The organism is Runella sp. CRIBMP, assembly GCF_009905605.1.
Taxonomy (GTDB): domain Bacteria; phylum Bacteroidota; class Bacteroidia; order Cytophagales; family Spirosomataceae; genus Runella.
The window spans coordinates 596,199-610,783 of record NZ_JAAAKZ010000001.1 but is presented as its reverse complement, the minus strand read 5'-3'; the positions used below and the strand labels follow the sequence as shown (position 1 = coordinate 610,783).

Here is a 14,585-nt window from a genome sequence, read left to right as displayed (position 1 = left end):
AGCCTGAAAATTTTGAATGAACAAAATCTTTGTTTACAATTGTAAACAATTCTTCCATTTATCAGATTCTTGATTGAAAAGTTTGGGGTAAAAATATTCGAAAAAATTTTCGTATAAATATTCAACGAACCCCACCCCCCCCGCGCTTAGCGTAACCCGCTAAGAGCAAATTTGTTAACGATTTCTTAATGTGACATAACGATTATATTTTTCAAATTTCTCCTCGGCCTACGAGATAAGTCGAGTTGTGGAGAGCCAGGAAAGATTTGTATTTTCGCAGACTATACCTAACGTTTTGAGAAATGTGGGGAAACAATTATCGCCTCCCTCGAATAAGCACTATATTTTTCAGAAAGAACACAAACTAAGGTATCGCTAACCCCATATAATTTCTTAAGTCTATGTATGTTATAAAACGTGATGGCCGCCGGGAATCGGTCAAGTTTGACAAAATCACCTCTCGCATCGAAAAATTGTGCTACGGCTTAGACGCACTTTATGTTCAGCCGATTGAAGTAGCCAAGAAAGTAGTAGGAGGCATCTTTGATGGCGTCACAACCGCACAGTTGGATGTTTTAGCCGCCGAAACGGCTGCTTCTATGACCACTAAGCACCCCGATTACGCTATTCTGGCAGCCCGTATTGCTATTTCAAACCTTCACAAAAACACGCTGAAATCATTTTCGGCGACCATGAAGCAGCTTTATACGTACACAGACCCAAAAACGGGAGAAAACGCATCGCTTATTTCAAAAGAAGCACACGATATTATTCGTAAACACGCCGCCTTACTGGATTCGACCATCATCTACGACCGCGACTATGGTTACGATTATTTTGGATACAAAACCCTCGAAAAATCATACCTGTTGAAAGTGAACGGCAAGATTGCCGAACGCCCTCAACACATGCTCATGCGGGTAGCGGTAGGGATTCACTTGGAGGATATTGACTCCGTCATTGAAACCTACAATCTCCTTTCGGAGCGTTGGTTTACGCACGCTACCCCGACCCTGTTCAACGCAGGTACTCCCAAGCCCCAAATGTCGAGCTGCTTCTTACTTACCATGAAAGACGACAGCATCGACGGCATTTACGATACCCTCAAACAATGCGCGTTGATTTCACAGTCGGCGGGTGGTATTGGTTTGAGCATTCACAATATCCGCGCTACGGGAAGCTACATCAAAGGCACCAACGGTACTTCAAACGGTATTGTGCCGATGCTCCGAGTGTTTAATGATACGGCTCGTTATGTAGACCAAGGGGGTGGAAAACGCAAAGGTTCTTTTGCTATTTATTTAGAACCTTGGCACGCCGATATTTTTGAGTTTTTGGACCTAAAGAGAAACCACGGGAAAGAAGAACTGCGTGCCCGCGATTTGTTTTATGCCATGTGGATTCCTGACTTGTTCATGAAGCGCGTCGAAGCCAATGATACATGGTCATTGCTTTGCCCGCATGAGTGCCCAGGATTAGCGGATACTTACGGCGATGAATTTGAGCAATTGTACGAAAAATACGAACGTGAAGGCAAAGCCCGCAAAACCATCAAAGCGCAGGATTTGTGGTTTGCCATTATGGAGTCCCAAATCGAAACGGGAACGCCATACATGCTTTACAAAGACCACGCCAACCGTAAGTCAAACCAGAAGAATTTGGGTACCATTAAGTCGTCGAACTTGTGTACCGAAATCATGGAATATACCTCTCCCGACGAAGTGGCAGTGTGTAACCTTGCCTCTATCTCGTTACCAAAATTTGTGGAACAGGGAGAAGACGGATTTTTGCATTTCAACCACGAGAAGTTGTTCGACATTACAAAAGTAGTGACGAAAAACCTTAATAAAATCATTGACCTCAACTACTACCCCGTACCAGAAGCCGAGCGTAGCAACAAGCGCCACCGCCCCATCGGTATTGGTATTCAGGGTCTTGCTGATGCATTTTTGATGATGCGTATGCCTTTCGAATCAGAAGAAGCACGTCGCCTCAACGAAGACATTCACGAAACCATCTACCATGGTGCCCTAGTGGCCTCTATGGAATTGGCCAAAACGCAGGGTCCGTACGAAACGTGGAAAGGTTCGCCGATTTCGCAGGGTATTTTTCAGTTTGATATGTGGAATGTAACGCCAAAAAGCGGACGCTGGAATTGGGATAAATTGCGCAAAGAGGTGGTTAAATTTGGCGTACGCAACTCGCTGCTTTTGGCTCCAATGCCAACCGCTTCAACCAGCCAAATCTTAGGCAACAACGAGTGTTTTGAGCCATTTACCTCCAATCTTTACGTTCGTCGGGTATTGTCGGGAGAATTTATCGTCGTCAACAAATACCTTTTGAAAGACCTCGTAAAAGAAGGTTTGTGGAACGATTCCATGAAAAACAAACTCATGGCCCACAACGGTTCGGTACAGAAAATCGAAGAAGTACCTGCCAACCTCAAAGAACTGTATAAAACTGCTTGGGAAATCAAACAAAAGACCATCGTAGATATGGCCGCCGACCGAGGTGCGTACATTTGCCAGTCGCAGTCGCTCAATATTTTCATGGACAATGCCAACTACGGCAAACTGACTTCCATGCACTTTTATGCGTGGAAAAAAGGACTCAAAACTGGAATGTACTACCTCCGTACGCAAGCCGCCGTTGACGCGGTTAAGATTACGGTGGAGAAAAACGCCGAAGCTGTTTTGGAGCCAGTCACTACTGCCGTTGAGGAGAAAGAACTGAACTATGAAAAATACGCTCAGGACAATGCCCCTCAGGCAGCCGCCCGCGACAGTCAGGCCGAAAGTCAGTATGTGCTTGATAAGCCTGAGCAGAAAGAAGGCGAGAAATAATCCTTACTGATTTCATTCCAACAGCAGGCAATCAATCGTTGTATCTTTGTACACAATTGATTGCCTGCTGTTATTTTTATGTATCTTTGCGCCCTAAAAATTACACGTTTTAGCCCCAAAAAGTTATGTTTGGAGATATGATGGGAATGCTTGGAAAGGTCAAAGAATTCCAAGCCAAAATGAAAGAGGCCCAAGAAGGTCTTGGGCAATTGACCGAGTCGGCCGAAACAGGCGCGGGTCTCGTAAAAGCAACGGTCAACGGGCGTAAACAAGTCGTAAGCCTTACCATCGACCCCGATTTGATGAAGCCAGAAGACCGCGAAATGTTGCAGGATTTGATTACCGCGGCCATTAATCGGGCTTTAGAAAATATCGAGGACCAAATCAAAGTTCACATTCAGCAATCTACGGAAGGCGTTTTGCCCAATATCCCGGGATTGGATTTGAGTAAGTTTATGAAGTAAATGCCAATCGACAAAGTAGCCCTCGTCATTCTTAATTATAACGGGAGAAACTTCTTGGAGAAGTTTCTCCCGTCTGTTGTTAAATATACCGAATCCGCCGCGATTTATGTTGCCGACAGCGCCTCTACCGATGGTTCGGTGGGTTGGGTTGAACAAAATTTTCCGGCCGTAAAAACGGTTATTTTACCCAAAAACTACGGATATGCAGGCGGCTACAATCGCGCCCTGAAAAACATCTCTGCTGAGTATTATATCCTTCTCAATTCTGATGTGGAAGTCACGCCTCACTGGCTGACTCCCATCGTCAATCTGCTGGACCAAAACCCTCAAATTGCAGCCTGCCAACCCAAACTGTTGGCCCACCATGACAAAACGCAATTTGAGTACGCAGGTGCCGCAGGAGGCTATATCGACTGGCTGGGGTACACGTACTGTCGCGGTCGTATATTTTACCACAACGAGACTGACACGGGTCAGTACGACACCACCGTCCCTATCTTCTGGGCGTCGGGCGCGGCTTTGGCGATTCGGTCCAAGCTTTTCCACGAAATGGGCGGATTTGACGAGGATTTTTTTGCCCACATGGAAGAAATTGACCTTTGTTGGCGGCTGCATTCGGCAGGCTATCACGTATATTGTTGTCCGCAATCGGTGGTTTATCATGTAGGTGGCGGCACCCTTCCTCCTACGAGCCCTTTCAAGACCTTCCTCAATTATCGCAATAGCTTGGCCATGCTTTATAAGAATTTGCCAGCCAATCGAACCTGGCTTATTCTCTTTTTGAGGCTTATTTTAGACGGAATTTCGTCAATTCGTTATTTGCCGCATGGTCAATGGCGAGATATATGGGCCATTGTAAGAGCTCATTTTGCATTTTATAGGTGGATTTTGGGTGAACTTCCCCAAAAACGCCGTCGAATTCAACAGAAAATCGCCCAAACAAAAGGCCATCAAACACTCCCAATCTCTTCTAAGAGCATCATTTGGGCGTATTTTGTCAAAGGGTGTAAAACCTTCGACTCATTTTCAAGGCTTTAATCAAAAAAATACTTGCTTTGTATTCTGTCAAAAAGCCGATAAAATCCTTTAATTTTGCGGCTCATTAAATTTTAGTCAATCTGCGAAAGCAAACAACATGGCATTATTTGATTTTTTAACCAGCGAGATTGCAATAGATTTAGGAACAGCGAACACGCTGATTATTCACAAAGACAAAATCGTTGTGGATGAGCCATCTATCATTGCTTTGGACAAGAATAACGGGAAGGTGTTGGCGATTGGTCACAAAGCAATGCAAATGCACGAAAAGACCAATGAAAATATAAAAACCATACGCCCGTTAAAAGACGGTGTTATTGCCGACTTTACCGCTGCGGAATTAATGATTCGTGGGATGATCAAAATGATTACGCCCAACAATCGCTTCTTCACGCCATCACACCGAATGGTTATTTGTATTCCATCGGGTATTACAGAAGTAGAAAAACGAGCTGTAAAAGACTCGGCAGAACACGCAGGCGCGAAGGAAGTTTATATGGTGCATGAACCCATTGCGGCGTCAATTGGTATCGGTATCGATATTACACAGCCCAACGGTACCATGATTGTGGATATTGGCGGTGGAACAACCGAAATTGCCGTTATTGCCCTTTCAGGTATTGTATGTGAGCAATCCATTCGTATTGCTGGCGATGTTTTTACCAAAGACATTGTTGATTATATGCGCCGTGAGCACAACCTGCTGATTGGTGAGCGTTCGGCGGAGCAAATCAAAATTGAAGTAGGCTCGGCCTTACCCGAACTAGACAATCCTCCAGCAGATTTTGAAATTCGGGGCCGCGATTTGATGACTGGTATTCCGAAAGAGATCAAAGTTACGTACAGCGAAATTGCGTATGCGTTGGATAAATCGATTTCCAAAATCGAAGAAGCCGTGATGAAGGCCCTTGAAATTTCCCCTCCTGAACTTTCGGCCGATATTTACACCAATGGAATTCACTTGACTGGTGGCGGTGCGCTTTTGCACGGTCTCGACAAACGATTGGCCACTAAAACAAAGTTGCCAATCCACGTCGCCGACGACCCCCTCAAGGCCGTTGTGAAGGGCACGGGTGAAATCCTGAAAAACCTAGAATTGTATAAGTCGGTATTAATTCAATAGTAGCGAGCAGCGAGGCGCGGCCGCCGCTGCGGTGAGAAGCGGCCGCCGCCGCGGTGAGTTTTAGTTCCCTTCTCACTCCTCGCTCCCCCGTTGTCACTCCTACCTCAATGCTTCAACTCTTTGAGTTTATTGCCCGTAATCGAAACTTTATCCTCTTTGTTTTGCTTGAGGTGTTTAGTTTTTGGTTGCTCGTCAATAACAATAACTATTGGAGTGTAGAATACTTCAACACCGCTAACTCGCTAAATGCAAAAGCGTTAGAGGCTTCAAATACCTTACGAGAATACACCAACCTCCGGCAAGTAAACGAGGCATTGGCCGAGGAAAACCGACGCTTAAATGAACGCGTAACGGCAATGCAACAGCTAAATCCCAGCAATGCTCCTGTGGGCTATAAAGCCGATTCAGCCTTTGCTTCCCGATATAAGTTTGTAACGATTGCCAAAGTAATCGACAACAGCACCCACCGCGCCGACAATTACCTGACCATCGACAAAGGTTACGCCGACGGTGTCAAAGTAGGTATGGGGGTGATTTCATCGACGGGTGTTGTAGGAAAAGTAAAATCTTGTAACGAACATTTTTCTGTCATTACTTCCATTTTGCATTCGCAATACATGATTTCTACAAAACTCCTGCGAAGTGGTGAAAATGGAAACGCTGAATGGGAAAACAATAGTACTCCTTCCATTATCCAGTTAAAAGATATTTCACGCTACAAACCCATCAGCAAAGGAGATACCGCCGTCACATCTGACTACAACGCCGTATTTCCGCCCGGCGTACCTGTAGGATATGTAAAAAGCTTTAAAGTGGCTCCCGACCAGGCATTTTTTGAGATTGACTTACAACTAGCGACCGACTTCTCCAAAGTCTCCTATGTATATTTGGTAGATAACAAGCTTTCGGATCAACAACAATCCCTTCAGGAAAGCCTTATTAATAAACGTAAATGAATCCAAACGAAATAGCCCGCAGTGCCTTAAGATGGTTAGTGTACGTGCTACTGCATATATTTGTAGCCCGCCACTTGGTATTGTTTGACTATGCATTTTGTTTTATTTACATAGGTGCAATCCTGTTTTTACCGCAAGAAATTAACCTAACGGTCCTGCTACTCATCGGTTTTGCAACTGGTGTAGCCGTTGATTCGTTTGATAATACCCTCGGCCTCCATGCGGCCACTGCCGTTTTTGTGGCCTATTTACGCCCGATTATCATTCGTTATCAGTTTGCTCAAAAACTCTCAGAAGGGCGCTTAGAACTTTCATTGAAGGGGCTTGGCCTCCCTGCCTTTTTGTCTTACACTCTCATACTGGTTTCGGTTCATCATCTACTTTTGTTTTTTGTCGAAGCGGGTAGCCTCAGCTTACTGCCTTACACCCTTTTAAAGATAGTTTGCAGTATTTTATTTACTACCCTGACCATTTTGCTCACGCAACTTTTTTCCCGTTAGGTGAAAAAACATCCTCACTTCTGACATTTTGTCTAAAAAACGAATTATTTATTTTCGTTGGAATAATTTTTGTCGTATATTATATCAGCTAATTATGGGCAAGTTGTTCTACAGCTAATCCTGAAAAAATAACCTTTCATGAGGGGTTTTTGTTGATTGGTAAAAGAAGAGTTGCGCGGAAGGTGGGTCGTTTGCTAAAATTCGTAAATTTACGGCAGCCATGTCAGTCATTATGTCAGAAGAAATCGAAGAAATACCCCTAGCCTCCTCAGAAACGTCTTACAACGACACTGAGAAGAACGATATATTCAATCGTGAGTTTATGCCCCATATAAACTCCATGTATAATTTTGCCTTTAGGCTAACAATGGACGAAGATGACGCCAACGATCTCGTCCAAGATACCTATTTAAAAGCTTTCCGTTTTATTTCTTCCTTTGAGCGGGGAACTAATGCAAAAGCGTGGTTGTTCAGAATCCTGAAAAACAGTTTTATTAATGATTATCGTAAGCGGAGCAAAGAGCCGTCGAAGGTCGATTACCAAGAAGTAGAAACAACCTACAACTCGGAAGAAGCTGCCGAAGTCGACCACACTACTGACTTACGCGTCGAAACTGTTCAAGACATGATTGGCGATGAAGTAGCCACTGCGCTCAACTCATTGCCCGTCGATTTTCGTACCGTCATTATCCTTTGCGACATTGAAGGGTTCACGTACGAAGAAATGGCTAAGATTCTGGATATTCCGATTGGCACTGTTCGCTCTCGTTTGCACCGCGCACGGAATCTCCTTAAAGATAAGCTCAAAGTGTACGCTTCCTCCATGGGGTACGACACCGACGAGGATTGATTTAAGGACGGTATTGAGTGATATCCAATTTTTTCAAGCTATGTCTTTGAACTTTTTTTGATGAAAATTCATTCTAAGTAAAGACAACTTAATAGTAAGATTCAAAGAAAAAATTGAACCTTTGCAATGTTATTGGATATGCATTCGTCAGCCTCCGCCAGTGAGAATAATGAAACGAGGAAGCCTCAAAAACAGTACTGCGAACACCACGCAGAATGTCTGAAAAAAATTCAGGCTGTTTTGGATGGAGAAGCTTCAGAAGCCGAGAAGGAACACTTCAGGGTAAACATGGATGATTGCCTTCACTGCATCAAAATGTACCACCTCGAAAAGTGCGTTAAAGAATCCCTTCAGGCGAAAGTCGATAAACGACTCTGCCCCGATAATCTCGTACAGGCAATCAAAGCAAAATTAAACATCACCGCCTAAGTTTTGGAAGGAAAGCTCATCATCTTCTCTGCTCCGTCTGGTTCTGGTAAAACAACCATCGTACGACACTTACTCTCAAAGTACAACAACCTGGGTTTTTCGATTTCGGCCTGCACCCGCGACCGCCGCGGCAGGAATGAAGTACACGGCAAAGACTATTACTTTCTTACACCCGATGATTTTAAACAACGCATTGATAACAATGAGTTTGTGGAATGGGAAGAAGTATACCCGGGTGGTTATTACGGAACCTTAAAATCAGAAATTGAGCGTTTGTGGGCCGCAGGGAAACACGTCATTTTTGACGTGGATGTAAAAGGAGGACTCAAACTCAAAGAATACTTTGGAGAACGCGCCCTTGCCATTTTTGTAAAAGCCCCGAGCGAAGAAGCAATCAAGCAACGCCTCATGATGCGCGGCACCGAAACCGAAGACAGCCTCTCTAAGCGGCTCTTTAAAGTAAAATTTGAAATGTCATTTCAAGACCGTTTTGACGTAATTTTGGTCAACGATAACCTTGAAGCCGCTCTAACGAAAGCGGAAGAACTAGTAGAAAACTTTCTAGGATAAAATATAACAACGATTATTACAGGAAAAGCCGGATAAATAATATCCGGCTTTTCCTGTTACTGACTAATAGGGGTGTTGTTGCAAACAAATAAACTTAACTTATATTCTTTCAATCAATTCTTTTACCTGACGGATTTTACGTCCCACAATGTGGTCAATAATGGCTGCTGCGTGTTCTCTACCATTCTCAATGAATACTTTTTCGGTATGGATTCCCGCCACCACCGTACCGCATAAATAAAGCCCTGCCACATTGGTTTCAAACGTTTCGGGGTCATAAACGGGCACCATGCTCAGCTGGGTTAGTTCTATACCACAACGTTGTAGCAAAGCTCCATCTGGGACATAACCAATCAACATCAAAACAAAATCAGCATCAATCCATTCGGACTCTCCCGTCTCTATATTTTCGATTTGGACGCGTTTTGGTTCAATGGCCGTGGTGAGGCTATTAAACCGCGTTTTGATTTTACCTTCTCGCACGCGATTTTTTACATCTGGAACAAGCCAGTATTTGACCGTTGGGCGAAAATCCTCTCCCCGATGAACAATCGTGACGTCGACATCATGACGGTACAATTCTAGGGCCGCTTCCACGGCCGAATTGGCCGCGCCCACGATAACAACTTTGGAGAACGAATATAAGAAAGGTTCGTCATAATAAGGAGTAACGTGCGGCAAATTTTCCCCAGGAATTCCCAAATGACGCGGAAAATCAAAATAACCAGTCGCAATAATTACTTTACGGGCATGATAGGCTTCACCCTTGGCAGTTTGAACTTCAAAGAAATCATCTTGTTTTACTACTTGCGTAACTTCCGTAAAAAGTTTAAAATTGAGGTGATAATACCCCGCAACCTTACGGTAATATTGTAACGCTTCACTGCGATTGGCTTTTACTTCAGAAATGGGAAAGGGAATCCCTCCAATTTCAATATTTTCGGCGGTTGAGAAAAAGCGCATCCGTTTGGGGTAGCGCCTAATCGACTCCGTAATGCTACCTTTTTCTAAAATGAGATGGCTCAACCCTGCTTTTGCAGCTTCAATACCTACGGCCAATCCGCACGGTCCTGCGCCTATAATCAATACGTCGTATACTTGCATAAAAGAAGAAAATGATAAATGTTCGTATTATTGCATCACTAATGCGCTAAGTCCAAACCGTTCAATTTTATAACACCTTATTTCCACTGAAAAATTCACTTCAAAACTAAATTCCTGTATGAAAAACCCGTTACTCCTGGCCATTGTTTTATCTGGCAGCTGTACTCTTACTAACGCCCAACAACGCCCTTCGGCCCCAGCTCCCACCAATACTACAGCCGCAGCCCCTGCCAAAGAAGAAAAATCATCTAATAACCTTACGTTCAACCCAGATTCTTTCGTGGCCACTGACCACGAAACGACCATCAAGGGCCAGAAAATTCCTTACCGAGCCACCACCGGCACCATGCCCGTGTGGGACGAAGACGGCAAAGCCATTGCAGGTTTGTTTTATACCTTCTACGAAAGGTCTGATGTCAAAGACCGCACCACGCGTCCTTTGGTCATTTCGTTCAATGGCGGCCCTGGTTCGGCGGCCGTTTGGATGCACATTGCCTACACTGGACCGCGATTGCTCAACATCGACGATGAAGGCTACCCCGTCCAACCTTACGGCATCAAAGAAAATCCTTATTCTATTTTGGATGTGGCAGATATTGTATTCGTAAACCCCGTCAATACTGGTTATTCACGGCCTACGAGCAAAGACGTTCCTGGCTCAAAATTCTTTGGCGTTCGTGCCGACATTAAGTACCTCGCCGAATGGATTGGGACTTTTGTAACCCGCAACAACCGCTGGGCATCGCCCAAATACCTCATCGGCGAAAGCTACGGCACCACACGCGTATCTGGGTTGGCGCTCGAACTCCAAAGCTCGCAATGGATGTACCTCAACGGGGTGATTCTGGTCTCTCCTACCACGCTCGGCATCGAACGCGGCGAGGTATCAGAATCCGCACTGCGGCTGCCGTATTATGCCGCTACCGCTTGGTACCACAAAGCATTGAGTCCTGATTTGCAGCAAAAAGATTTGACCGACATGCTACCCGAAGTGGAAAACTTCACCATCAATGAGTTGCTTCCAGCCATTAGCAAAGGTGGATTTTTGGAAGATGCCAAACGAAAAGAGATTGCCGCCAAAATGGCGCGGTATTCGGGCATTTCCGAAAAAGTGATTTTACAGAGTAATTTTGACGTACCAACGAGTTATTTCTGGAAAGAACTATTGCGCGACAAAGGATTTACCGTTGGCCGGTTGGACTCACGGTATAAAGGAATCGACCGGCAAGATGTAGGCGACAAGCCAGATTTTAATTCGGAGCTGACATCGTGGCTACATTCTTTCACGCCCGCCATCAACATCTATTTACGCAATGAGTTGAATTACAAAACAGACATGAAATACTACATGTTTGGCCCCGTGAATCCGTGGGACCGCAGCGGCGACCAATCGGCCGAAAACCTGCGTCAGGCTATGGCCCAAAACCCATACCTGCACGTAATGGTACAGTCAGGCTACTATGACGGGGCTTGCGATTACTTCAACGCCAAGTATAATATGTGGCAAATGGACCCAAGCGGCAAACTCAAAGACCGTATGAGCTGGAAAGGCTACCGCAGCGGCCACATGATGTACCTCCGCAAGGAAGACCTTCAAACGGGCAACGAAGACATTCGGCAATTTATCAAACAATCTTTGCCTAAACCAGGGCAACCCGCTAAGTATTAGCAAATATTTGTAAGAGCAGGCTTCACGTCTGCCCCCCATAATGTTATAAAAGAGGCGTGTGTTTCACGCCTCTTTTGTTTTGCATAGTTATCCACACTACTCCTACTTTTATCCACCTAATCAGTAAAATTTAGCCCCTAATTGCTTGATAGTGTTGTACCTATTCAGTATTCACTATGAAGTCCTCTTTACTCTTTCTTCCTTTTCTTTTTATTGGTTTTGCGCAGGCTACTGCTCAAACAAAATCTATCAAAAACTCGCCCGCTTTGGGCGATGCAGCCCCCGAAACCGTGGGTATATCCTCAGAACGCCTCAGCCGTATGGATGGTGTTTTGCAAAATGCCGTCACGCAAGGAGCGGTGCCGGGCGTGGCCGCGATAGTAGTTCGCAATGGCAAGATTGTTTACCATAAAGCCTTCGGCATGGCCGACAATGAATCCAACCGTTCGCTTAAGCGCGACGATATTTTTCGAATCGCTTCCATGACCAAAGCCATCACTTCTACCGCCGTGATGATGCTCTGGGAAGAAGGAAAGTTTCAATTGGACGACCCGATTTCTAAATACATTCCTGAATTTAAGAATCAGACGGTGCTGAAAAATTTTAAGTTTTTGGATAGCACCTATACCACCGAACCCGTCAAGTCTGAAATCACGATTCGTCACTTGCTGACCCACACCTCTGGGCTTGGCTACGGCGTCATTGACGGCGATGAGCGGTTCAAGGCCATGTATCACAAAGCAGGTATCGTAGATTTGTTTACGACCCAACCCGTCAAAATCAGCGACAACATCAAGAAGCTCGCAAAACTACCTTTGCACCATCACCCTGGCGAAAAATACGTTTACTCAGAAGGTTTAGACGTGCTGGGGTATTTTATCGAAATCATGTCGGGAATGCCTTTTGATGAGTTTTTACGCAAAAGATTGTTTGACCCATTGGGCATGAATGACACCTATTTTTATTTGCCAGAAGCCAAAGCATCTCGCTTAGTGGCTATTCAAAAACCCCAAAATGGCCAATGGGTGAGGTATCCAAACACATTTTACGACACCGAATACCCCGTCAAAGGCGCGAAGGCCTTCTTTTCGGGCGGGGCAGGATTATCGAGTACCGCCAAAGATTACGCGACTTTTTTATTGATGTATCTCAACGGTGGCGAAGTGAGTGGCAAACGTTTTTTAAGTCGTAAAACCATCGAAACCATTCTCAGCAATCAGGTAGGTGAACTGTTGGGCGGCGACAAAGCCAACTCTTCTTACGGATTGGCGTTTGGATTGCTAAACAAAGCGGGGGCCGAAAAAGGAGCTAAAGGCAGCGAAGGCACCTTTGAATGGGGCGGTTATTTCAACACAAATTATTTTGCGGACCCCAAAGAAAAAATCATCGGTGTAATCATGAAACAAACCCAAAGCAGCGGCGACAATCTCAATAATCTGTTTCGGCAAATCATTTACCAATCCATTGATGATTAATCGTTGACGAATAGTGCCGAAGTAAGAGGCCTGGTATAAAATTCAAGGTTAGTCACTCTAACATCCATCATACCTCTTGCGTCTGACTTCTATCTTCAGCAATGAGCAAATTTTGTAAATCAATCAGTAAACCCAAAAAATGCGATGAAAACGACATTCTTTCTTCTTTTATCAGTCGTATGGGCTACGCTGTGCGTGTATGCCATCGACCCCAAAACACTAGAGATTGGTGCGCAAGCTCCCGATTTTAAGCTCCCAGGCACCGACGGAAAAACGTACAGTTTGGCGAGTTTCAGCAAGGCGAAAGTGCTGGTTGTTGTTTTTACTTGCAATCATTGCCCTACCGCACAAGCCTACGAAGACCGCATTATTCGCCTCACCAACGACTATAAAGCCCAAGGTGTACAAGTGGTAGCTATCTCCACCAACGACCCATCGGCGGTGCGTTTGGATGAGCTGGGGTACACCGATTTGAGCGACACATTTGAAGAGATGAAGATTCGGTACAAAGACAAAAAATTTAATTTTCCTTACCTCTACGACGGTGCTACGCAGATTACATCCTTAGCCTACGGCGCCGTGGCTACTCCTCACGTTTTCATTTTTGACCAAAATCGTAAGCTACAATACACAGGTCGTTTTGACGACGTGGAGAAACCCACCGAAACACCCAAGGTCAATAATGCCCGCGACGCCGTGGAAGCCTTACTCGCCGGAAAGCCCGTGGCAGTTCCTAAAACCAAATCATTTGGCTGCTCCGTCAAATGGAAAGAAAAATCGGATTGGATTGAACGGGGCAAAGCTGAATGGGCCAAAGAAGAAGTAAAACTCGAAACCATCAACCCCGACGGGCTACGCAAACTATTAAAAAACGACACCGACAAACTCCGCGTCATCAACGTTTGGGCCACTTGGTGCGGGCCTTGCGTGGTAGAATTTCCTGAGTTTGTGACCATGAACCGCATGTACCGTGGGCGCGATTTTGAGTTTGTCAGCATCACCACCGACAAGCCCGCCCAACGCGAAAAAGCCCTAAAATTCCTCAAAGCCAAACAAGCCTCCAACCTCAATTATATTTTAGACGGTATGGACGTGTATCAATTTATCGAAATCGTTGACCCAAAATGGCAAGGCGCCTTGCCTTATACCCTCATCATTGAGCCTGGCGGCAAAGTTATTTATACCAAACAGGGAGCAATCAATGCACTCGAAGTCAGAAAGAAGATTGTAGAAAGCCCGACAATAGGGCGATTTTATTGAATAAACAAACAAAAACCCCAACGCCAAATACGTTGGGGTTTTTGTTTGTTGGGTATTTCTCGAAATACGCAGAAACAAAACATTCTTTAAATAATTATATTTTAGAGATTTATCATAAATGCATAAAGAGAAACTTTTTATCCAAAAAAAATGTCTATATACTTGTATAACAAAACATTTTTTTTATATTTGTAATACAAATCAACTCGGATTTTAGAAAGCAAATCTTTCTTTTATACATATCTACCTCTTTTGCCCATCTTTTGATAGAACGGCAAATCATCCACTAAAGCACGAATCGGGG

Annotated in this window: 13 protein-coding genes; 12 read left to right on the top strand and 1 reads right to left on the bottom strand. The window is 44.6% G+C overall.

Annotation, left to right across the window (positions count from 1 at the left end; translation table 11 throughout):
* Window positions 1-401 precede the first annotated feature (401 nt).
* From GVN20_RS02600 to gmk, 9 genes are all read left to right on the top strand, one after another.
* Window positions 402-2,843: a ribonucleoside-diphosphate reductase subunit alpha gene (locus tag GVN20_RS02600; protein ID WP_166556824.1), complete on the top strand. Its 2,442-nt coding sequence runs from the start codon at window positions 402-404 to the stop codon at window positions 2,841-2,843.
* A gap of 125 nt (window positions 2,844-2,968) precedes the next feature.
* Complete coding sequence (locus GVN20_RS02595) at window positions 2,969-3,307, top strand: YbaB/EbfC family nucleoid-associated protein (RefSeq protein ID WP_114067594.1); 339 nt, start codon at window positions 2,969-2,971, stop codon at window positions 3,305-3,307.
* Window positions 3,308-4,345, top strand: a complete 1,038-nt coding sequence (locus GVN20_RS02590; RefSeq protein ID WP_166556823.1) for a glycosyltransferase family 2 protein — start codon at window positions 3,308-3,310, stop codon at window positions 4,343-4,345.
* 97 nt (window positions 4,346-4,442) lie between these two features.
* Entirely contained in the window at window positions 4,443-5,468 is a 1,026-nt protein-coding gene (locus GVN20_RS02585) for a rod shape-determining protein (protein ID WP_013926777.1), read from the top strand.
* A gap of 107 nt (window positions 5,469-5,575) precedes the next feature.
* The gene (gene mreC / locus GVN20_RS02580; RefSeq protein WP_166556822.1) at window positions 5,576-6,424 is read left to right on the top strand and encodes a rod shape-determining protein MreC; all 849 of its coding nucleotides are present in this window, start codon (window positions 5,576-5,578) and stop codon (window positions 6,422-6,424) included.
* The gene (locus GVN20_RS02575; protein ID WP_166556821.1) at window positions 6,421-6,924 is read left to right on the top strand and encodes a hypothetical protein; all 504 of its coding nucleotides are present in this window, start codon (window positions 6,421-6,423) and stop codon (window positions 6,922-6,924) included. The genes mreC and GVN20_RS02575 overlap by 4 nt, the downstream gene beginning before the upstream one ends.
* Window positions 6,925-7,144: 220 nt before the next feature.
* Window positions 7,145-7,774: a sigma-70 family RNA polymerase sigma factor gene (locus GVN20_RS02570; protein ID WP_166556820.1), complete on the top strand. Its 630-nt coding sequence runs from the start codon at window positions 7,145-7,147 to the stop codon at window positions 7,772-7,774.
* Window positions 7,775-7,912: 138 nt separating this feature from the next.
* A complete protein-coding gene (locus GVN20_RS02565; protein ID WP_229598947.1) occupies window positions 7,913-8,203 on the top strand; it encodes a hypothetical protein in 291 nt (96 codons plus the stop codon).
* A gap of 3 nt (window positions 8,204-8,206) precedes the next feature.
* Window positions 8,207-8,773: a guanylate kinase gene (gene gmk, locus GVN20_RS02560; protein WP_166556818.1), complete on the top strand. Its 567-nt coding sequence runs from the start codon at window positions 8,207-8,209 to the stop codon at window positions 8,771-8,773.
* A 99-nt stretch (window positions 8,774-8,872) separates the two neighbouring features.
* Here gmk and GVN20_RS02555 read toward each other — a convergent pair whose 3' ends face one another.
* Entirely contained in the window at window positions 8,873-9,877 is a 1,005-nt protein-coding gene (locus tag GVN20_RS02555) for a YpdA family putative bacillithiol disulfide reductase (RefSeq protein ID WP_166556817.1), read from the bottom strand.
* A 118-nt stretch (window positions 9,878-9,995) separates the two neighbouring features.
* Between GVN20_RS02555 and GVN20_RS02550 the strand changes: the two genes are divergently transcribed.
* The 3 genes from GVN20_RS02550 (at window position 9,996) to GVN20_RS02540 (ending at window position 14,281) form a co-directional block, all read left to right on the top strand.
* Window positions 9,996-11,546, top strand: coding sequence for a S10 family peptidase (locus GVN20_RS02550; RefSeq protein WP_166556816.1), 1,551 nt, complete (start codon window positions 9,996-9,998; stop codon window positions 11,544-11,546).
* A 176-nt stretch (window positions 11,547-11,722) separates the two neighbouring features.
* Window positions 11,723-13,021 carry a serine hydrolase gene (locus GVN20_RS02545; RefSeq protein ID WP_166556815.1) on the top strand — a complete coding sequence of 433 codons (1,299 nt, stop codon included), beginning with the start codon at window positions 11,723-11,725 and terminating at the stop codon, window positions 13,019-13,021.
* 144 nt (window positions 13,022-13,165) lie between these two features.
* Window positions 13,166-14,281 carry a redoxin domain-containing protein gene (locus GVN20_RS02540; RefSeq protein ID WP_166556814.1) on the top strand — a complete coding sequence of 372 codons (1,116 nt, stop codon included), beginning with the start codon at window positions 13,166-13,168 and terminating at the stop codon, window positions 14,279-14,281.
* Window positions 14,282-14,585: the final 304 nt, after the last annotated feature.